21 protein-coding genes are annotated in these 21,698 nt (G+C 37.6%); 5 read left to right on the top strand and 16 right to left on the bottom strand.

Annotated features, from left to right (window positions below; translation table 11 throughout):
• Positions 1-136 precede the first annotated feature (136 nt).
• Positions 137-355, top strand: a complete 219-nt coding sequence (locus tag NST66_RS01030; protein WP_311265351.1) for a hypothetical protein — start codon at positions 137-139, stop codon at positions 353-355.
• 244 nt (positions 356-599) lie between these two features.
• Here NST66_RS01030 and NST66_RS01025 read toward each other — a convergent pair whose 3' ends face one another.
• The 7 genes from NST66_RS01025 to iolG form a co-directional block, all read right to left on the bottom strand.
• Positions 600-1,388, bottom strand: coding sequence for a 5-deoxy-glucuronate isomerase (locus NST66_RS01025; RefSeq protein WP_034268093.1), 789 nt, complete (start codon positions 1,386-1,388; stop codon positions 600-602).
• A 134-nt stretch (positions 1,389-1,522) separates the two neighbouring features.
• Positions 1,523-2,548 (bottom strand): LacI family DNA-binding transcriptional regulator, encoded by a 1,026-nt coding sequence (locus NST66_RS01020; protein WP_033580685.1) that lies wholly within the window; start codon positions 2,546-2,548, stop codon positions 1,523-1,525.
• 60 nt (positions 2,549-2,608) lie between these two features.
• Positions 2,609-3,505: a myo-inosose-2 dehydratase gene (gene iolE / locus NST66_RS01015; protein WP_028414347.1), complete on the bottom strand. Its 897-nt coding sequence runs from the start codon at positions 3,503-3,505 to the stop codon at positions 2,609-2,611.
• 84 nt (positions 3,506-3,589) lie between these two features.
• Complete coding sequence (gene iolD, locus NST66_RS01010; protein WP_155008644.1) at positions 3,590-5,524, bottom strand: 3D-(3,5/4)-trihydroxycyclohexane-1,2-dione acylhydrolase (decyclizing); 1,935 nt, start codon at positions 5,522-5,524, stop codon at positions 3,590-3,592.
• A gap of 112 nt (positions 5,525-5,636) precedes the next feature.
• Positions 5,637-7,094, bottom strand: coding sequence for a CoA-acylating methylmalonate-semialdehyde dehydrogenase (locus NST66_RS01005; protein ID WP_028414349.1), 1,458 nt, complete (start codon positions 7,092-7,094; stop codon positions 5,637-5,639).
• 73 nt (positions 7,095-7,167) lie between these two features.
• A complete protein-coding gene (iolC, locus tag NST66_RS01000) occupies positions 7,168-8,175 on the bottom strand; it encodes a 5-dehydro-2-deoxygluconokinase (RefSeq protein WP_028414350.1) in 1,008 nt (335 codons plus the stop codon).
• 79 nt (positions 8,176-8,254) lie between these two features.
• On the bottom strand, positions 8,255-9,277 hold the full coding sequence (gene iolG, locus NST66_RS00995; RefSeq protein WP_155008643.1) for an inositol 2-dehydrogenase: 1,023 nt from the start codon (positions 9,275-9,277) through the stop codon (positions 8,255-8,257).
• Between the two features lie 425 nt (positions 9,278-9,702).
• On the opposite strand from iolG, the gene NST66_RS00990 reads away from it, so the two are divergent.
• A complete protein-coding gene (locus tag NST66_RS00990) occupies positions 9,703-10,983 on the top strand; it encodes an MFS transporter (RefSeq protein WP_033580688.1) in 1,281 nt (426 codons plus the stop codon).
• A 61-nt stretch (positions 10,984-11,044) separates the two neighbouring features.
• On the opposite strand, the gene NST66_RS00985 is transcribed toward NST66_RS00990, so the two are convergent.
• Both NST66_RS00985 and NST66_RS00980 read right to left on the bottom strand, forming a co-directional pair.
• Positions 11,045-12,043 (bottom strand): LacI family DNA-binding transcriptional regulator, encoded by a 999-nt coding sequence (locus NST66_RS00985; RefSeq protein ID WP_028414353.1) that lies wholly within the window; start codon positions 12,041-12,043, stop codon positions 11,045-11,047.
• 137 nt (positions 12,044-12,180) lie between these two features.
• A complete protein-coding gene (locus NST66_RS00980; protein WP_182029528.1) occupies positions 12,181-13,515 on the bottom strand; it encodes a prolyl oligopeptidase family serine peptidase in 1,335 nt (444 codons plus the stop codon).
• A gap of 270 nt (positions 13,516-13,785) precedes the next feature.
• Between NST66_RS00980 and NST66_RS00975 the strand changes: the two genes are divergently transcribed.
• Positions 13,786-13,995 carry an alpha/beta-type small acid-soluble spore protein gene (locus tag NST66_RS00975; protein WP_016762907.1) on the top strand — a complete coding sequence of 70 codons (210 nt, stop codon included), beginning with the start codon at positions 13,786-13,788 and terminating at the stop codon, positions 13,993-13,995.
• A gap of 232 nt (positions 13,996-14,227) precedes the next feature.
• Here the strand turns inward: NST66_RS00975 and NST66_RS00970 are convergent, their stop codons facing one another.
• The 4 genes from NST66_RS00970 to NST66_RS00955 all read right to left on the bottom strand — a co-directional run bounded on the left by NST66_RS00970 (position 14,228) and on the right by NST66_RS00955 (position 17,956).
• Positions 14,228-14,455, bottom strand: a complete 228-nt coding sequence (locus NST66_RS00970) for a hypothetical protein (RefSeq protein ID WP_028414355.1) — start codon at positions 14,453-14,455, stop codon at positions 14,228-14,230.
• Between the two features lie 75 nt (positions 14,456-14,530).
• Complete coding sequence (locus NST66_RS00965) at positions 14,531-15,022, bottom strand: general stress protein (protein ID WP_182029530.1); 492 nt, start codon at positions 15,020-15,022, stop codon at positions 14,531-14,533.
• 174 nt (positions 15,023-15,196) lie between these two features.
• Positions 15,197-16,648, bottom strand: a complete 1,452-nt coding sequence (cls, locus tag NST66_RS00960) for a cardiolipin synthase (RefSeq protein WP_028414357.1) — start codon at positions 16,646-16,648, stop codon at positions 15,197-15,199.
• Between the two features lie 477 nt (positions 16,649-17,125).
• A complete protein-coding gene (locus NST66_RS00955) occupies positions 17,126-17,956 on the bottom strand; it encodes a GNAT family N-acetyltransferase (protein ID WP_034268110.1) in 831 nt (276 codons plus the stop codon).
• Positions 17,957-18,103: 147 nt separating this feature from the next.
• On the opposite strand from NST66_RS00955, the gene NST66_RS00950 reads away from it, so the two are divergent.
• Positions 18,104-18,277, top strand: a complete 174-nt coding sequence (locus NST66_RS00950) for a hypothetical protein (protein WP_340843025.1) — start codon at positions 18,104-18,106, stop codon at positions 18,275-18,277.
• Positions 18,278-18,438: 161 nt separating this feature from the next.
• Positions 18,439-18,975: an SH3 domain-containing protein gene (locus tag NST66_RS00945; protein WP_033580693.1), complete on the top strand. Its 537-nt coding sequence runs from the start codon at positions 18,439-18,441 to the stop codon at positions 18,973-18,975.
• A 53-nt stretch (positions 18,976-19,028) separates the two neighbouring features.
• Here the strand turns inward: NST66_RS00945 and NST66_RS00940 are convergent, their stop codons facing one another.
• The 3 genes from NST66_RS00940 to NST66_RS00930 all read right to left on the bottom strand — a co-directional run bounded on the left by NST66_RS00940 (position 19,029) and on the right by NST66_RS00930 (position 21,622).
• A complete protein-coding gene (locus NST66_RS00940) occupies positions 19,029-19,151 on the bottom strand; it encodes a YjcZ family sporulation protein (protein ID WP_074682883.1) in 123 nt (40 codons plus the stop codon).
• A gap of 229 nt (positions 19,152-19,380) precedes the next feature.
• On the bottom strand, positions 19,381-20,142 hold the full coding sequence (locus NST66_RS00935) for a M15 family metallopeptidase (RefSeq protein ID WP_028414360.1): 762 nt from the start codon (positions 20,140-20,142) through the stop codon (positions 19,381-19,383).
• A gap of 208 nt (positions 20,143-20,350) precedes the next feature.
• Complete coding sequence (locus NST66_RS00930) at positions 20,351-21,622, bottom strand: 3D domain-containing protein (protein ID WP_340843024.1); 1,272 nt, start codon at positions 21,620-21,622, stop codon at positions 20,351-20,353.
• Positions 21,623-21,698 lie beyond the last annotated feature (76 nt).

Genomic DNA, 21,698 nt, shown 5'->3' with positions numbered 1-21,698 from the left:
TATTTATTTCATATATCGATGCAACAATTGTCTATTCAATGTGTTCTAAAACCACCCCTGGCGGCATAATGTATAGGAAGGATTTCATATACACATCTTTGTATCACACATATCATATGAAATTAGGTGAGATAAAATGGTGGCTGTCCACTTTTTTGAAAACAGAAAGCTTCTATTAAGCCAGCTGAGGGGAAACATTCCTTCTACGGGTGATGATTTAAAGATTAAGGGACGAAAAGGAACCGTCGTGCTTGTGAATGACATCGATGAAAAAAATGTTCACGTGGAAGTTGCTTTAGAAAAAGTAGTGAAAAAGAACTTAGCGTTAGATAATGCTAAAAAGAAAAGGAGATAAGCGGCTACGCTTATCTCCTTTTTTTTGATTGACATACGATCTCTTGCTTCTGTTTAGAAAAAAAAGAGACTCCTAAAAAAGGAATCTGCCAAAAAGAGCGATATCATCGCCTGAATATTAATACAAGCTATACTTTAACATATAAAAACATATTTTACAAAAATAAACTATTATTTTACGCATAATTATTTTTTTATTCGAGGCTTTTCAACATTTGAAACCCATTTCGTATAAAGAGTTTTATTTATTTTTCAGGCCAAATTTTTGCATCCGGCTCTAATAACCACTTATGCTCTTCTTCCATAATACGGTCTGTCCATGGATTATTGTCAAGATGGCGAATCATCCAGCAGAAGTACATCGCATAGCCGGGAGCCGTTGCTTGAGGATGATCTAATTCACCTGGAATTGTAATAAAACTATTATCAACTACACGGTATGCATCTTCTCCAACCATTGCACAGCCAAATCCTTGCGGCTTGTCAAAACGATAGTAATATACTTCAGGCTGATCATGATGATGAGGCGGATAGCTCGACCATCTTCCTGGATAAGAAATAACTTCTCCAATAACAAGGTTAGAATAAGGAGCGTTATTATAATCAAAGATTGTCCGAATGACACGCTGAGCGGTACCTTCCCATACTCCTTCACCAGCTACTGTATTTTGACAGTCTTCAGGCGTATATAATTTTGATGAAAATTCTTTTTCATTATCCGTTTTTTGAACTAGTACTTCACTATTGGCAAGCGCGGTAATTTTAACCTCCACATTTTTCGAAACGTGCAAACACCAAGGCTCTTCTTCAAAAAGAGACTCACGCTGAATTTCTTTCGAATGTCCTTCCCACTCTAGCTTTACCTTTCCTTCTAGTAAAAGAATAGCCGTTTCATTGCTGCTGTCTAGTAAAGTTTCCTCTTTTCCTTGAGACATATTATAAATCCCAATATCCATCAGCATATCTTTGTGCTGACCGGCCATTTCTGTAAGTACGTTGTATCCTTTATTTAATTCACCTAATTTACCTAGCATGTTTAACTTCCTCCTTTATGTAGTAGCACAATCAGAATTTACTAATCACTCATTTTTTCTTCATAGACTTTATACATTCTTTTGAATATGTGACTGTGAAGAGTTTTTATTAACAGCAATACTCTTGATTGTATTCAATTATTTGCAGATGCTGTGGCGTTTCTTCGTAACGGAGCCGTCGATTTCCGGACAATCAATTTCGGCTCAAGAAGTAAATGTTCTTTATGCATCGTTGAGTATTCCATTTCTCTAACCAGCAAATCCACTACGTTTACAGCCATTTCTTTTGTCGGTTGTGCTACCGTCGTCAACATGGGCGTGATGGTAGTAGAAAGAACGGTATTATCAAAGCCAATCACTGATAAGTCATTCGGCACATCAATGTTGAATTCTTTTGCCGCTTGTATGACGCCAATAGCCAGTAAATCGTTACAAGCAAAAATAGCCGTCACTTTCTCCTTCATTAAAAAAATTTGCTTAGCACTTTCATATCCTTTTTGAATACTTGCTTCGGTCGTAATAACGTGCTGAGGTAACACAGTGATTCCATTTTCTTGCATGGCATCTCGAAAAGCATCTAAACGGGCGTGATTACTTTTTGCATTTTCTGTAATAATCGCAATTTTTTTATGATGCAAAGATAGCAAATAATCAGTCGCCAAATAGCTTCCCTTATAGTCATCCACTGTCACTGTATTAACAGATATGTGAGGGATTTCTGAAGCAATAACGCTAATGGGTATATCTTGCTTCAGCATATTTTTTAAAAGATTAGCATTGCGAAAAGCAGATGCTACAATTAAACCGTCGATTCTCTGACGAATTAACAGCGATAGATATTTTTTCTCTTTTTCCGCATCGTTATCGGTATTACACATTACAACATGGAAACCTCGCTCATGACTTCGGTCTTCTATGCTTCTTGCCAAATCGGCAAAAAAAGGGTTGGAGATGTCGGGTACGAGAAGCCCAATCGTTTTAGTAGGCTTTCCTGTTAAAGCAGATGCTACGACGCTTGGATGGTAATTCAACTGCCCCATAACCTCAATTACTTTTTGTCTTGTTCTTTCACTAATGTGACCGGTTTGATTGATAACTTTTGATACGGTGGAAATTGATACACCTGCTTCTTCAGCCACACTATAGATGGTTGGCTTCATTTCATCTCCTCCTTTCCTTTCATAAACATATAAAAGGCGTAAAACCTTTTACAATAGAAATTAAAGACCGCTTTTTTCTTTAATAAAGTTTCTTGCTTTTAACGCATATTCAAAAGGATTAGCAAGCGCTGGATCCTGTTCTGCTTCTACGACAAACCAGCCGTTATAATCAGAAGCGGCAAGCGTAGTAAATACTTCATCAAATTCAATAACTCCGTCGCCTGGAACAGTAAAGGCTCCTTCTTTTACCGCTTGCAAGAAGCTCAGGTCTTGTTGTTTGACTCGATCAACTACTTCTTGGCGAATATCTTTCAAATGAACATGTTTAATACGATGAAGATATTTTTTTAAGATATAAAGAGGTTCTTCGCCTGAAAAAACAAGATGACCGGTATCAAATAGGAGCGAAACAAGCTCTGGATTGGTAAGCTCCATTAGCTGCTCAATTTCTTCTGTTGTTTGGACGCCTGTTCCCATGTGATGATGATAGACAATATGCATATCTTTCTCTCTTGCTAGTTTCCCAAGATAGTGCAGGCCTTCTATAAGGCTGCTCCACTCTGTTGGCGTGAACACGGGCTTTTCTTTGAATAAAGGTACATCCATCATCCCTTGAATGCTGTGTCCTTGTTCAGATACAACAATTACTTTTGCTCCCATTTCGTATAAAAAATCGCGATGTTCAATAAATGGCGTCACCGTTTCTTCCAGCGGCTTTGTCGTTAAAAATGTACTAAACCATGCGCTTGCAATTTCTAAATTCCGAAGTGATAATGCCTTCCTTAAGATCGAAACATTTCGCGGATATTTGTTTCCTACCTCACTTCCTTTAAAACCGGTTAAAGCCATCTCACTGATACACTGTTCAAATGTATTTTCAGCTCCTAGTTCAGGCATGTCATCATTTGTCCAAGCGATTGGAGCAATCCCCAGTTTGACCGTGTTTTCCTTGAACATGTCTTCCTCTCCCCTATATCAAATTGAAAACGCTATTATATTCACCGAATGTTTCCCCTCAACATCGGCCATTTCTCTTGCTTGTTAATAACCTCTGGCCATTTCAAGATTTTTCACTTTATCCTTATAGGCTTCTTGTACATGGTGATTTTCAGATACCTCTGCTACTCCTACATGCCACCACGATTCATAACCGTTTGTCATAGTTTTGGGTAGCACTTTAATATCAATTAATGTAGAAGTCTCTTGTTTTTGTGCATCTTCCATTGCCGTTTTTAGTTCTTCAAGAGAGCTTACACGATATGTTTTTACACCGTAGCCTGCGGCGCTGGCTGCAAAATCAATTTTCATCACGTTTCCGTTTAATTTTCCTGTTTCATCGTTTCGATAGCGAAACTCTGTTCCAAAACTCCCCATTCCATTTGACATTTGAAGATTATTAATACATCCAAATCCGGAGTTATCAAACAGTAAAATATTTATCTTTTTTCTTTCTTGAAGGCTTGTAATGAGCTCTGAATGCAGCATTTGATAGCTTCCATCTCCAACCATCGCATACACTTCTTTAGCTGGTTCAGCCAGCTTAACTCCAAGTGCACCTGATACTTCATATCCCATACATGAATATCCATATTCCATATGATAGGTATTGGGTTTATTAGACTTCCACATTCTCTGTAAGTCACCTGGAAGACTTCCAGCTGCACCAACAATGACGGAGTTGTCATCAAGGAGCTTATTCACCTCTCCAATTACTTCTGTTTGCGTTAATTGAGTACCAAGTGATTCTGCATATTCAGCTAAGCTTTCATCTAAATGACCTTTTATTTCTGGAATAAAATCTGCCCCTGTAAAACGTATGCTATGTAGACGCTCTAATTCTGCTTCCCATGCGTCTTTTGCACTTGCAATTTCTGTCGTGTAACCAGACTGATAGCCAATTGACATGAGCTCTTTCCTAAGAGCAAACAACCCTTCTTTTGCATCAGCTACAAGCTTCACGGCATCCAGTTTATTTGCATGAAATTCAGACGTGTTAATAGTAAGAAATTGCACGTCGGGATGTTGAAAAAGCTGTTTAGATGCTGTTGTAAAATCAGTAAATCGAGTGCCTACTCCAATTACTAAATCCGCATCTTTAGCGATTGTATTAGCAGCTGAGTTTCCTGTTACACCTATTCCGCCAAGATTATAGCGATAGTCGCTTTCAACGGCACTTTTCCCAGCTTGAGTTTCTCCAAATGGAATATGGAACTCACTAGCAAATTGTTTTAACTCTTTTGCAGCTTCTGAATACCGAACGCCTCCTCCGCAAATGATGATTGGCTTTTTCTTTGTTTTTATTGCTTGAATTGCATCTGCTAGACTGTCCCTAGTCGGAAGGCGACGCTCAATGCGGTGAACGCGCTTTTGGAAGAAATAAGCTGGAAAGTCCCATGCTTCTCCCTGCACATCTTGAGGCAAACAAATAGTTACAGCTCCCGTATCTGCAGGATTCGTTAACACACGTATCGCATTAATCATAGCTGTCATCAATTGTTCAGGGCGGCTTACGCGATCCCAGTACTTACTCACTGGACGGAAAGCATCGTTTGTAGAAATAGATAAATCATATGTCTGTTCAATTTGCTGCAAAACAGGATCAGGCTGTCTAGTTGCAAATACATCGCCGGGAAGCAACAAAACTGGAATGTTATTAGCTGAAGCTGTTGCTGCCGTTGTAACCATATTTGCCGAACCTGGTCCTACTGAAGATGTGCAAGCCATAATCTGCTTTCGATGTTTTTGTTTTGCAAAAGCCATCGCTGCATTGGCCATTCCTTGTTCATTACGTCCTTGATATACATCTAGATTTCCTGGGTCTTCTTCCAAAGCTTGCCCAAGACCTACTACATTTCCGTGCCCGAAAATTGTAAAAATCCCTTTAATAAACTGATGCTGCTTTCCATCAAATTCAACATACTGCTGATTTAAAAACTTCACTAATGCTTGTGCCGTCGTCATTCTAACTGTTTCCATGCTTCTTTCTCCCTTCTAATACTAGATTGCGATTTTAAAAAAGGAAGCATAAGGAATATCTTTAATTCCTGATACCTCCTTTTAAAATGGAATGCGATTTTTAATGAATCACTTACCAGCGCGTTGTTACCATTTTCTTTCTTGTATAAAACTCCACGCCGTCCGTACCATTTGCATGAAGATCACCGTAAAAAGAATCTTTCCAGCCAGAGAATGGGAAGAATGCCATAGGTGCCGGTACCCCTACATTTACTCCTAACATACCAGATTCAATATTTTCACGGAACTCACGTACGCTTGCGCCGCTATCTGTATAAATACAAGCACCGTTTGCAAATCGAGAGTTATTAGCTACTTCAATAGCTTCTTCTAATGTTTTCACACGTACAATAGACAGCACAGGTGCAAAAATTTCATCTTGCCAAATTTTCATTTCTTGCGTAACATGATCAAAAATCGTTGGTCCGACAAAGTAGCCCTTGCCATTTACTGCTGCATCTGTGCGACCGTCACGAATAAGCTCCGCTCCTTCTTGCACGCCTGATTCAATATAGCTGAGCGTACGCTCTTTATGATTTTCACGAATGACTGGTCCTAAGAAGACGTTTTCTTCTAAGCCGTCCCCAATTACAATATCATTTGCTTCCTCTACTAATCTTTCAATTAGCTGATCCGCAATTTCTTCTTGTACAGTAACAACAGATGCTGCCATACAGCGTTCACCTGCTGAACCAAAAGCGGCTCCGATAATTTGTTTTGTTGCTACGTTCAAATCTGCATCATTTAATACAATTGAATGGTTTTTAGCACCGGCTAAAGCTTGAACACGCTTTAAGTTTTCCGTACCTTTTTTGTACACGTACTCAGCTACAGGCTGGGAACCTACAAACGAAATAGCTTTCACTAATTTATGTTCAAGAAGACCGTTTACCACATCATGCGCGCCGTTTACAATATTTAATACACCTTTTGGCAAACCAGCTTCTTCAAACAGCTCAGCTAATCTTGCAGCTAACAGCGGCGTACGCTCAGAAGGCTTTAACACAAATGTATTGCCGCAAGCGATCGCAAGCGGGAACATCCAGCAAGGAACCATCATTGGAAAATTGAACGGTGTAATTCCTCCAATGACGCCAATTGGATAGCGGTACATGCCAGACTCAATATCTGTTGCAATATCAGGAAGCTGTTTCCCCATCATTAACGTAGGAGCTCCTGCCGCGAATTCTACGCATTCAATTCCACGCTGCACTTCACCTCGCGCTTCGTTAAAGCTTTTTCCGTTTTCAACTGTCACTAACTTTGCTAATTCATCCCAGTTATCTACTAATAGCTGCTGATACTTGAATAAAATTCGTGCACGTTTAGGCACAGCTGTTTTTGCCCACCCTTTGAACGCTTCATTTGCTGCTTGCACCGCTTGATCTACGTCTTCTTTTGTAGAAAGAGGTACCTGTGCGATTAATTCACCTGTTGCTGGGTTATACACAGGTTCCGTTTTTGATGCAGCTGATTCAATCCATTGTCCACCAATATAGTTTTTTACTGTTTTTACTGCTGTTTGCGTCATAGAATATCTCTCCCTTTATCTGATTTTAATAAGCTTCTATTCCTTTAATCTCTCAAGATTTTCCCTTGGTTTATTAGGCTTCCTGCAAAACTTCAGTTGCTGTCTCCATAAAGTTGAAGAGCTCAACGCTTGTCGGCATAGCATCTGAACAACTGTGTCTTGAAATGACAATCGAAGCGGAGGCCCCCCCCAATCGCATTGCCTGTGGAATTTCCAGTCCTTGCATCAATCCATAAATAAAGGCTGAAGCATAGGAATCACCAGCACCAAACGTTTTCAGAACTTTTGTTTTAAATATTCCTCCACGGTGAGACTTACCATCTCTTGTATAGGCAATAGATCCTTCTCCACCATGCTTAATCACGACGATTTGAGCATGGTGAGAAAACCAGCGCTCTGCTGTTACTTGATCATTAGATTCTTTATAATTTAAAAGTTTTTCCATCATGTCAAACTCTTCTCGCGTACCAATAATCACATCTGATTTTTCAGCAGCTAAATTAAAATAGACTGCCGTTTCAGCTTCCGATTCCCATGTATATGGACGATAGTCAATATCAAAAAACACTACAACTTCATGCTTGCGTGCGTATTCTAATGCTAGAAATACAGCTTCACGAGAAGGACTTTGTGCAAGAGCGGTTCCAGATATTAAAAGAGCCTTTGACTTCTTAATATATTCTTCTGATACTTCTGTAGGATCTAGTTTTAAATCCGCTACGTTATCTCGATACATTAAGATGCTGCAATCTGTAGGGCTCTTGATTTCCGTAAAAGCAAGCCCCGTTACAGCCCCTGTTTTATCGACAGCAATACTATCTGTATTAATCTTATTTTTTTGAAGATACCCAGTAATGAAGCGGCCCATTTGATCATCTGATACTTTTCCGATAAAACCGGTTTTTAAGCCTAGCCTTGCTGCTCCAATCGCAATATTAGCTGGAGAGCCTCCTACATATTTAGTGAATGTTTTAGTCTCTTCCATTGGACGCTGTGTTTCATTTGCATTTAAATCAATACATAAGCGACCGATAGCGATAAAATCTAACTCACGATTTTCTTTAAAAACAAGCGGATTCATCTTTACTCCTCCTTAGTTAAGCGCTTTCCTAAAAAGGCGAAAAGAGCAAGATATTCTCTTTCAGCCCACATTTCTATCATTAATTCACTGCGTATTTTTTATGTTCAATCTTCACTGGCTGCCCTGATAGTAAAGATTTTTTTGCTGCTTTAGCAATTCGTTCTGCCTGTAATCCATCGTTACCTGTACAAATTACGCTTTGATTTTCCATAATTGCTCTTGCAAACTGTGTTACTTCATCTATATATGCTTGTGTATAGCGTTCAAGGAAGAAATATAGCGGCTTCTCTTTCACTACAGTTTCGCCTGTTGATATTTCTACTGTAGTTGGACGGCAATTATCAGCAGTAGCGGAACCTTTTTCACCAAAAACTTCAAGGCGCTGGTCGTAACCGTAGACAGCTTGACGACTGTTATCAATCACGCCTAAAGCTCCGTTTGCAAATTTTAATGACACAATTGCCGTATCTATATCCCCTGCTTCTTCAATAGCAGGATCGATGAGCGTCGTCCCGTAAGCCGATACTTCAATTACTTCACTGTCCATTACATAACGAGCCATATCAAAATCATGAATCATCATATCCATGAACAATCCTCCTGAAGCGCGGACGTATTCTGGACTCGGAGGCTGAGGATCTCTGGAGGTGATTTTTAAAATGTGCGGCTGTCCTACTTCTCCCTGCTGTACAAGATCATGCACTTTTTTAAAGTTGGGATCAAATCGTCGGTTAAAGCCAACTTGAAGCTGTACGCCGTGTTCTTTTACTACTTCTAACGCTTGGATTGTTTCTTCTACTGAAAAACTAACGGGCTTTTCACAGAAAATATGCTTTTTCGCTCGAGCAGCTTCTTCAATAATCGATGCGTGCGTATTCGTTGGCGAACAAATGAAAACGGCATCAATTTCTGAATCTGCTAATAAATCTTGATAATTTGTTGTTAACGTTGAAATTCCTTTACTTGCAGCCCACTCGTGCAAATGATCTACCACTACGTCTGAAACCGCTTTAATTTTTATTTGCGGCATTAATTTTAAATTATCAACATGTAATTTACCTATTCGTCCAGCACCAATTATTCCAATTGTAAGAATCCCCATCTTATTTTCCCCTTTAATTAAAAGTTAAGAAAATATTCGCTCAAACCTATTTTTAGGTTAAGCGCTTTCCTATTTCCAATTATACATACTGTTTTTTGAAATGCAACATTTTTTTATAGATTATTTAGAATATTTGTTTTTTATTCATCTGATGGTACAGTATGAAAAACCTTATTTTTATCTATTTATGCTTAAAATTAAGGGAATTCTCTATATTTAAGTATTTTTATAATAAGGGCAAGTTATTATAATCTTATCTACTACTATTTCCACTGTTGAAATCATTTAATTGAAAATTAGATATATTTAAAATTTTAATTGACGTTTAAAAAATGTAAGCGTATACTTTTTATCAAATAGATTAAGCGCTTAACCAAATTAGTTTGATGTTTTCAACAAAATAATCGATCTGGTGGTGTGGAAAAATGAATGAATTTATTTCCAGAAAAACAGCTCTTGACAGGATTGGGATCCCTTCTCATTTAACGTGGGGATACATAGGTATTATTGTTTTTATGATTGGCGATGGCTTAGAACAAGGATGGTTATCTCCTTATCTTGTAGAAAGAGGTTTAACCATTGAACATGCTGCTTTACTTTTTACCGTTTACGGTATTACGGTCTCTATTTCTTCCTGGTTCTCCGGCGTACTGGTTCAGCTGTGGGGTCCTAGAAAAGCAATGGCATTCGGCTTGATATCCTTTATTATTGGTTCAATTGGATTTATAGGTATAGGACTTCATATTATGAATTACACAATTATATTAATTTGTTATGCTCTTAGAGGATTTGGCTACCCTTTATTTGCTTACTCATTCTTGGTCTGGGTGTCTTACCGCACGCCCCAGGAAATGCTTTCAAAAGCAGTAGGCTGGTTTTGGTTTGTCTTCCAGCTTGGTTTAAGCGTAATCGGAGCTTTTTATTCCAGTTACATGGTTCCTAAAATCGGCGAAATTGCTACCTTGTGGAGTGGTTTACTTTTTGTTTTGATCGGCGGAATCTTTTCAATTATCATGAATAAAGACAGATTTACCGTTCAAAAAGTAAGCGATAACAAAACAAAAGAATTAATGAAAGGGATTACAATTGCATTTGAGAACCCTAAAGTAGGAATCGGTGGAGTTGTAAAGATTATTAACTCCGCTGCTCAATTTGGATTTGTTGTCTTCTTGCCAACCTATATGATGAAACACGATTTCACAATGAGCGAATGGCTTCAAATCTGGGGCACTCTGTTTTTTGTGAATATGGCTTTTAATATTATTTTTGGTATTGTTGGAGATAAATTTGGCTGGGTAAATACAATCAAATGGTTTGGTGGAGTAGGATGCGGAATTGTAACACTCGCTCTTTACTATGTACCTCAATTCGTAGGACATAATTATTGGGTAATGATGATTGTCGCATGCTGTTACGGTGCAACACTAGCAGGATATGTCCCTCTTACAGCGTTAGTGCCTTCCTTAGCTCCAGAGAATAAAGGAGCTGCGATGTCCGTATTGAATTTAGGATCTGGACTTTCTGCTTTTGTAGGCCCTTTAATTGTAACTATTTTCATAGGTCTTTTAGGCACGGGCGGCGTAATCTGGATCTTTGCTTGCCTGTATTTCTTTGGAGCTTTTTTAACGGGTTTCCTTACAATTCCAACAGAAACAACAGTCAAAGGCGAAACAATAAACGAAGTCAAAAATCCGGTCTCTCTATAAATATTATTAAGTAAAAAAGCTGCATGTGCCCAGGCACATGCAGCTTTTTCTTTTCTCTGTTTTATAGCTTTTTTACCGACGCACGTTCTACTAGTTCTGGAATAATTGTTATTCGCTGCTTTGCATGCTCTTCTTTTTTCATAGACTTTAACAGCTGTTCGAACGTACTAGTTGCCATCTGCGAAATAGGTTGTTCAATCGTTGTCAAACCAGGCTCAGCAATATCGGCATAAATTGTATTATCAAATCCAATTACCGACAGATCTCCTGGAATTGAAAGCCCCTGCTTTCTTGCCTCATTTATGAGGGATATTCCAATTAAGTCCGTACATGCAAAGACTGCTGTCGGCCTATTAGGCAAAGAAAGCAGCTGTTTACTTGCTCTTCTGCTATCTTCTACTGTTGAATAACAGCTGATAATGGACTGATTTTCTAGTGATAAATTTGCCTCTGTGAGCGCTTGTTTAAATCCTGCTAATCGCCCCTCACTGCTTTTTCTATCTTTTTCAGTGATAATCGTTACCGATTGATGACCTTTTTCTATTAAATACGTACCTGCGATATATCCTCCGCGAACGTTATCAATTGTCACTACATGCGTTGAGATAGAAGGATGATCAACTGAAAACAATACAAGTGGTACATCATGCTTCACAATTTTCTTTACGAGCTTCGTATCATTTAGTTCGGTTGCGATAATAATTCCATCTACTTGCTTTTTGAATAAAAGATCTATGTATTCATGCTCACGTTCTGTTTGATGATCCGTACTGCATAAAAAAAGCGTGTATCCCGCTGCTCTGGCACTATTCTCAAAAGCTCTTGCTACCTCTGCGAAAAAAGGATTAGAGATGTCAGGAACTAGCACGCCAATTGTGTATGTCTTTTTCCCAGTTAACGCAGCTGCAACACTGCTAGGCTGATAATCTAATTCCATCATTACTTCATTTACTTTTTTTATCGTTTTTTCACTAATACGGCCTGTCTGATTGATTACTTTGGATACAGTGGCTATCGATACCCCTGCTTTTTTCGCAACATCGTAAATGGTTGGTTTCACTTTCACTGTTCCTTTCTTCGTGATCTCTTTCCTTATTTTATCACGAAAGTATTCAATCGTTTATTTTAGATATATGCTTTAGCTTTAAAAGAGACATAAAAAAGCTGCTCTACTTGAAACAGCTTTTTGATAAATGATTAATTGTTGTTCAACGATTGCTTGCTCATCCATTTCATTATGGTTGTTGTAGCTCCATTTATTTTAGCGTTGGGTTCATTATTATACAGATATATCCAAGATGAATGCCCGTTATACTGATAGGGCGAACCATCATTATTTTTGTATAAACCCGTGGTGTCATGCACATCTTCAAATAGTGATAAATAAGCATTATTTGCATGGCTTTTCACCAAACGTTCATAAGTTGGAAGAGTGTTAATCGTTGGTGGAAGAACCGTATCATTTTTAGCGGCTACGAACCAAATAGGCGTTTCTTTCATCTTTTCAAGATCTTGATCCGTAATTAATCTATCATTTAGTCCTTCACATACTGGAAATGCTGCTGCAAAATAGTTTGGATAATCACGAATCATAAGCATAGTCATATATCCGCCGTTAGATGCTCCTCCGATATAGATTCTATTGGGATCAATATCAGGATTTTTAGCAACATATTCTTGAATTAGTGCCATCAGTGATTCTTTATAAATCGAAGTTCCATCCGCTTCACCTGTATAACCATCCATCCATTTCGTTGGCGCTTGAGGTACTAAAACGTAGGCGCCTTTAAAATAAGCCTGAGTTTCATTTGTGACAAAGCTAACAGCTTTATTGGCAGATAAGGGAATTGTTGCATCTGTTCCTCCCTCTCCTCCTCCATGCAGCCAAATAATTAACGGATTCTTTTTCTTATCTTTTTTCGGCGCGTAACTTGCGTATGCCAATTCCATATTATAATATATACCTTTTTGAATGGTAAAATCATCTACGAGCTCTCTTTTCTCTCCCTTAAACTGTTTCACTACAAGCCCTGACAACTTTCCTTTTTTTGTTACGATATCTTTTTGCTGGGTAATGGTATATTGACTGTCTATCCATGCATTTAACCCTGTACCATATTCATCATAATTTAGTGGTGCTCCTAATGAAACAGCTGGTCCAACTTCCATTTCTAAAACTGCATATTTTCCAGTATGTACGGCTGGTTGTCCATCTTTATCGGATACATAGGCTTTTTTTATTGTACGATCTCCTTGTTCCAATAAAGACGGTTTTAATCGACTATCACTTCGAGCCACATGCACCTTAAACGTTTCTTTTGTAAGTGAATTGGTTGGAACAGGTTCACCTAAGTCAATAATAATTTTTGTGATCACCGCTCCCCAGTCATATATCTCTGTCACTGTACGATAAGATGTAGCTTTTTCGTGCGCCTGTTTCGCAAGCGCTTCTTTCTCATAAGAGAGTACAATGCCAATTGCTAGACTCCATGTAACAGCCAATAGTACATATTTTTTTAATGTTTGATACATGATGGACTCCTCCTTTTAAATTAGAATAGGAATATTAACATTCTCATTCTATTTCGAATAATATGTAACCGCTTACTTACTTGTGTTCTATTTTACGTGACCTCTCTCTCTTTCTACACATAATTATTTTCCGTTACCTAGTGGAAAACTTTGTAACTATATTCCAATAAGCATATTCTATAAGTCCTTGAAAAAATTTTTTTATTTTATGTATAAAAACTATCTATTAATCAAATCATAATCTTAACCTTATAAAAGGAGTTGATTATGATGGCAAACAGCAGAAATAAGAGCAGCAACGAATTAGCAGTACACGGTGCTCAACAAGCAATCGATCAAATGAAGTATGAGATCGCTAGCGAATTTGGCGTAACTCTTGGTCCTGACACAACTGCACGCGCAAACGGCTCAGTAGGCGGAGAAATCACAAAACGCCTTGTGCAAATGGCTGAACAGCAACTTGGCGGCGGACGTTTCTAAATCACTATCATAAGCAATACGGCTGGAGGAAGAGCGAATGACCGTTCTTCCTTTTTCCCATTTTTATATAATGTCTTATCGCGTTCCTTCTCATCTATATGTATCTAAAACAAAATCACTACCCCCATAACGTTCACATCCGGTTATATAAGATTCTCTTTCTCTCACAATAGACTGTGTATAATAAAACATAAAAAGAAGTTCCTTTTATAGGAACTTCTTTTATCTCACTTTATAAATGTGCAAGCTCTTCAGATATCTTTTCGGTCTTTGCTTTGAGCTGTTCTTGCTGACCTTCTAAATCAGCGATTACAGCTAACACTTCTGTATTGGTCGGTTCTTCTTCATACTGTTTTAACGTAGCGACAAGAGACTGTGAAACTTTGATGAGCTCTTGATTAACTTCTTGCTGCTGTTTTAAATAGTCAAGTTCATATTCCGTTTTTTCTAGATTTCTCATCGGTCCCCTTCCTTTCGTTAACTAGCTTTTATTTAAGAACGCAGTCTTTTATTATCTTATTTAGTTCCTTCAACATTACCTTATTTTATTTTCGTGATTGCCGTATAACATTTTTTCATTCATTGGGTCAGCTGATTTTTCAGCAGGTGTCACGGTTTGTCCTAGAGCTAAATTGTGTTTATCATGCTCAACTGCGTCTACCATCAGCAAAACTTTTCCTTTTTTAAGATCAGATACATACGAGGAAGCTTCCGCAGCAGGTACACCATATTCGGTTAATTGATTTTCGATTCGATTAACATCTTGATCCATTTTTTCTTCAGACGAAGTAAAAGCATTTTTTATTTTCTCCATAAAGGATTGATGGTGCTTTGAGTGTTGATCTGTATCAACTGTTTGCACATCGATTCCTGCAGAACGCTCAATCACTTCTGTATTTTCATGATGCGGACCACTGTTTGTCAAAACAGAAAGTGCACTGTCCGGATATCCCTGTGTTTTTAAATTTCGAATCGCTGTAATAACGGCCTCTTCTGAATCATACGTACCTACTACATTTTTTGTCATTTTCTATTCCTCCTAGGTATTATCATTTTTTAGCTTGTTATAGTATTAATACCCTTGGATTTTTTGGTAAAACTTTTTAACTTTATCTCTAGCTCTCCTTACAAGGAGAAACCAATAAAACAACAGACCTGAATCTAAAAATTCAAGTCTGTTTCATGATATCAATGATTTTTATTATAAAATTGGTGACAGTAAGCGAGATACCGCTTCTTTAAATTTTATAAGAAGAGAGCGCTCTTTATATCGTTCAAACGTTAATTTTGAACTGCATTGCACATCTTCAAGAAACAGGTTCTGCAACTTTTTGGAAATAGGCTGGTCATATACAACTGCATTCACTTCAAAATTAAGGCTGAAACTTCGCGGATCGATATTCGTCGTTCCTACAGAAGACACTTCATTATCTACTACAATCGTTTTAGCATGCAAAAAGCCTTTTTCATAGAGATAAATATTCGCACCGTATGCCAGCAGTTCCCCTACATGAGACCACGTAGCCCAATAAACAAAAGGATGATCAGGTTTGTTTGGAATCATAATATGAATCTCTACTCCAGATAATAAAGCAATTTTACAAGCATCCATAAAGCTTGCGTCAGGAATAAAGTAAGGCGTTTGAAGGTATACACTTTCTTTGGCCGACATAATCAATGAGATATACATGTTTTTCAGGTGCTGGGTAGTCGAATTGGGACCGCTTGCTACAATTTGTACAGGAACTGTTCCAGAATGAGTTTCTGTACGATGCAAAAATTGTTCCAGTTCAATTGGCTGCTTTGTTGCTTGATGCCAATCTAAAATGAATCGCCCTTGAATATCGTTCACTGACTCTCCTTTAATGCGAAAATGAGTGTCTCTCCAATAACCCATTTTTGGATCTAACCCTAAATATTCATCTCCTACGTTAAATCCTCCTATGTATGCTACTTCACCATCGATAATACAAAGCTTTCGATGATTTCGATTGTTAATCCGAAAATTAATTAAGCGAAGAATTGAAGGGAAAAATGCCTGTGCTTCGCCGCCATATGAAATAAGCTCCTTAAAGAATGATGGCGTCATTTTTCTAGATCCTACTTCATCATAAAGAACGCGAACCTTTATGCCTTCTTTTGCTTTTTTTGTTAGCTCATCTCTTAATTTTTTCCCAAGATTATCTCGTTGAATAATATAATATTGAATATTAATTTCTTTTTTAGCATTTCGAATATCCTCAAACAATGCCTCAAATTTTTGATTACCGTCACTGAAGATATCAATTTCGTTGTCGATGCGCACAAGTGACTTAGAAGAATTTAAATTAGTGAACAGCAGTTTATTATGTTGGATTAATAAATCATTTCGATATTCATGGGTCGCTTTAAGTTCTTTTAATTGCTCTTCCACTGAAGATCTTAAATATTCCCGCTCATCAGATGACAATTTATAAAAGTTTTTCTGTTTTAGCTGTCTTCCAAAGAAAAGATATACAATAAAACCGACAATTGGTATAAAAAATAAAATAAGAAGCCACGCCCATGTAGATCCTATATCTCTTCGTTCAATGAAAATAAGAATACCGGCTAATAAAATATTAATAGCTGTTACAACAGATACACTTAGTGTAAAGATATGGGCAAATTCCATCCTTTTACTCCTTTCTTTCTACTACATCACTTTATTAACTCATTCCCTTTTTTAACGTTCTCATTCACTTTACTATACATAACACAGATGGCTTTCTTTTTCATCTTTAGGATCCAAATTTTATTGTTTTTTCTTTTTTGCTACACTAAACATGTGAAATATTTCTTTTTATTGTGTATTAAAAACAAGGGGGGAGATAATTTGTTTTTTTCGTTTATTTTTCTTAGCCTCATCAATGTATTTGTCAGTATTAGCCTGGGGTATACGGCTTATCAATTATTTAGAAAAGCATTTATTGGAGGTATTCTTACGTGTATCCTTGCTTGCAGTGCTCCGATCTTATTTGTATGGCCTTCCCTGTTTTTATCAACGGGCATATCACTTTTTCTCTACTTTCTCATTATTTACTCAAAAATGCACATATCATCTAATATGTAAATAAAAAACACGAAAATCTAAGATTTCCGTGTTTTTTATCTACAAGCTGTATACATAATAATCCTGCACGTGATATGAATCGAAGCCGCATGTTTCGTAAAGTTGCAAAGCGCGTTTGTTTTTTGCTTCAACCTCAAGAAATACATCATATCCTAGCTGATGCTGCTGTAAAACGACTTGTTTTAAAGCAGCCTTTCCTATTCCTAATTTTTGATAGGAAGGTAAAATACCAAATCCATAAATCCATGCTTCGCTTTTATCATAAGATACCCTTAACTTTCCAACCGCCTGACTATTGTACTCTACGATAAAATGATTTTGCTGTTCTTCCGTTTTCATTTGCTCATAATAAGCAGCTGCTTCTGTTAAAGACATACCAAAGCATTCCATATCAACTTGCATTTCCATTTTCATATCGGTATCTAATAGGGAAGAGCGAAGTGTAACAAAGGGATTATCATCTTCTAATTCTTTTTTCACCCACTTCATTTGATATTCTGAAAAAGTAAATGAACATGGAATCTTCTTTAAGAACTCCCTGCCTGAAATCGAATCGCCAGGAGCATTTAATAAAATCTCTGTATACTCACGCTTCTTACACATATGTAAAGCTTGAGAAAACAGCTTTGAAAAAATCTTTTTTCGGCGATAGCTAGGATCGACCATTCCGCATATTTCTACTGTATTCCCAAACCCATAAAGACCAATAAATCCAACAAGCTGATTATTTTCATAATAAAAAAAATCGTTAACTTCATTTTGTTTTCGACTTCGTAACATGTCAAAATTCAGCTTCAGCTCTATTTTTTCTTCTTGTTGGCAAATAGACTGTAGCTTTTGTATATCTTCTAGTACATGTTGTTTTAACATACGTATCCTCCTGCATCTCTCTTTTTATTATAAGTTCGGCTTTGTTTAACTTTTTCCTTTCATCTTTAGCGCAATGACCGAATAATTATAGGGTAAAGCACGATCAAAAAGCGTATAGAGTAATTAAACTAAATAGGCGGGGTGCTTATGAAAAAGACCATTTTAATAAGTTTTATTGCACTAGTTGCTTTAACCATTATTTATTGCCTGCAGAAAGAATTTATTTTTGCTTTAGCTTTGTGGAGCATTTATGGGACAGTATTATCAATTTTTGTATATTTTTCTTTTCATAAATCAACGGAAGATTGCGAGGGTGAGTAACAATAGCGCTATTAAAAGGTCTGTGAAATAAACCTTTTTACAGACCTTTCGTAAATTTACAACTAGGATGCATGTTGGTAACAATTTAGAAACAAGTATTCTTTATTCTTAGTGTTATAGAAAAAGATATAACCTATTTCACTAAGGAGTTGGATATTCGCATGAAGACAATTACAAAATCTATATCGGTTTTTGCATTAGCAGCTGGCTTTACTTTTTCATCTCTATCTGGAACACTGCCATTCACTCACGAGCAAACAGCAAGTGCAGCAGAAAAAATAAACGCACCGTTCAGCGTATATGAAGTGACAGCAAACGTACTCAATATACGTTCAAAACCTAGCACTCAGGGAAAAATTCTTGATACATTAAGAAAAAAAGATCAAATTGAAGTAGTCAAGTTTGTAAATGCAGACTGGGCTGCCATTAAAATAATTGGCGGCACCGGATATATCAGTACTTCCTATTTAATGAAAGTCCCTACTACTGTTCATACAGCTGCTAACCTTAATTTACGCACAGGGCCTAGCACAAGCAACAAAGTTGTAACAACTGTTCCTAAAGGAAAAAGCGTCAGCTTCTTAGCTTGGGGCTACTCAAAAGATAACAAGCTTTCATTTGATTGGGCTTTTGTAGAATACAACGGCTTTAAAGGATATGTAAGCACTTCGTACTTACAGTTACCTAGTTATAGATAAAAATAGATAACTCCCTTGAATTATTTCAAGGGAGTTTATTTATGGACACCTTATTAATAGTGCCCTGCCCATGAAGCACCGATGATGATTAGTAAAATAAATAGCACAACGATTAACGCAAAGCTACTTCCGTGACCTGCTCCGTATCCATAACCATAACCTCCGTAAAAACTCATTTTCTTTCACCTCCCTTTTTTGTAGAATATGTGAAGGGAAATGAAAACGAACATGAGTATTCTTTATCACAAAATTCATTATAATTTATAAGCGTTAACTCTTTTACTAGTAAGGCATAGGATATAGCATCCCGTGGTTCATCTCTACATCTTTCCCTCGCTCCAACTTTTAAAGTAAGGGTATATTCCAGCAATACAAAAAAAGAAGAGTTTATATAACTCTTCTTTTTTACTGAACTGGATTATCAACTTGCATGTAGTCATTATAATATTCTTCTAACGTAATTCCTTTTTTATACACTTTAGAGGCGAGTTCTTTTCCGACAAATCGTATATGCCACGGCTCATATTTATAACCTGTAATCTGCTGCTTTCCCTCTGGATAGCGAACAATGTATCCATATTTATATGAATTTCTTTCAATCCATTTGGCTTCAGGAGTATCTTTAAAACAATCTTGGGCCGCACACTTACCTGTGCTGCTTGATACATCTATACTTAAACCAGTCTGATGCTCACTGCTGCCTGGATGGGCGCTATAATGACTGGCTGCCGCTTCTCCATCTTGCTTTATGTACGCTTGATAAAGAGATTCCTGGCGAATTTGAGAACGATAAGCGGAAACACCGGCTAGGTAAATCCCTTCTCGTTCAGCAGCTGAAAACATTCTTTCTAACGCTTTTGCTGCTTCTGTACGCATTTGTCGCTTTTCAATTTTTTCTTTAAATATAAACCGAACGTCCGGGTATACAAGGTCAGCGGGTTCATAGTGATCAGGAAGAAGATTTTGTTTATTTACTAGCACGGCAATGGATTCGGGGTTCCCAACAACTTCTATGCTATTTTGCTTCTGTTTAGAAGAAGATAAAGGATTATGATCAGACGTGTTCAAATGATCGTCGTGCCGAAATAATCCCTGATAGCCTAGATACGAGAATCCTGCGATCACACCCAGCACTATTAGTAATGCTATTTTTTTATAAAATTTCATATTTCTATACTCCTGACATAATTTAAGCTTTTTAAGACACTCAAACATTGTATATAAATTAAGAAATAATTACTAATATAACAAACTAATTCCTACTATAAATTTCAGTATGCCCCGACCTATTTTTTTCAAACGTTTATTTTAAGCATAAAAAAAGAGATGTCTTCTAAAAGACATCTCTTCTTACTTCTATTCTATAAGACTAGTATTAGTCGATAACTGTAATTTTAACTGATCTTCTGCCCCAGTCTTGTGCAGCACTATCTGAAGAAACGAATACGTCAATTCGATTTCCTTTAATTGCGCCACCCGTATCTGCCGCTACAGCTTGACCATAACCTTCAACGTATACTTTTGAACCTAATGGAATAACGCTAGGATCAACCGCAATTACTCGTTGATTTGGATTTGATTTTAAATTTACTCCAGTAGCTGTCGTACCACTGCATCCAGCACAGTTAGCTGTATAAGCTGTTGCTTCAACAGTCATAGACTTGCCGCTAGCTTGCTGTTGAGACTGCTGTTGCTGTTGTTGCTGAGCTTGTTGTTGTTGCTGTTGAGCTGCTTGTTCTTTTTGTGCCTGCTCTTGGGCTGCTGCTTGAGCTTGCTCTTGTTCTTTTTGTGCCTGCTCTTGGGCTGCCTGTGCTTGTGCTGCTGCTTGAGCTTGCTCTTGTTCTTTTTGTGCTTGTTCTTGGGCTGCCTGTGCTTGTGCTGCTGCTTGAGCTTGCTCTTGTTCTTTTTGTGCTTGTTCTTGTGCTGCTACTTGAGCTTGCTCTTGTTCTTTTTGTGCTTGTTCTTGTGCTTGCTCTTGTTCTTTTTGTGCTTGCTCTTGTGCTGCTACTTGAGCTTGCTCCTGTTCTTTTTGTGCTTGCTCTTGTGCTGCTACTTGAGCTTGCTCTTGTTCTTTTTGTGCTTGCTCTTGTGCTGCTGCTTGAGCTTGCTCTTGTTCTTTTTGTGCTTGCTCTTGTGCTGCTACTTGAGCTTGCTCTTGTTCTTTTTGTGTTTGTTCTTGGGCTGCTTGTTCTTGCTGAGCTTGTGCCGTTTGAGACTGCTGCACTTGTGGAGCTGCCTTTGCTACTGGCGCACTAGCTGTTTGAGATTGAGCTGCTTGTGCCGCTTTAATTTTAAATTGTTCTCCAGGGAAAACTAAGTCTGATGTTAAACCGTTCCATTCTTTAATTTCTTCTACTGTTACGCCATAATGTTGACCGATTGACCACAAAGTGTCACCACGTTTTACAGTATGTACGATTTCTTTTATGCTAGATAAGTTTAGTGTCTGATTTGGATAAATTAGTGTTGATGTTAAGTTATTAGCATCTTTTAGCTCGTCTACGCTCACATTATGATTTTGAGCGATTTTCCATAAAGTGTCACCTTTTTGTACTTCATACGTTCCGCTTGTAGAGGCAGATGCTGCACCTACAAATCCTGCTGAAAGAATTGCCGTTGTCCCTAGAGTAAATACAAATTTCTTCATTTTCCGAATACCTCCTTATTTACTCAATGACTGAATGATACCACCTGTTCATTTCACTTCCATTACAGGAATATTT

This window comes from Priestia sp. FSL W8-0524 (genome assembly GCF_038005965.1).
GTDB lineage: Bacteria > Bacillota > Bacilli > Bacillales > Bacillaceae_H > Priestia > Priestia zanthoxyli.
This window is presented reverse-complemented; position numbering and strand designations above follow the sequence as displayed.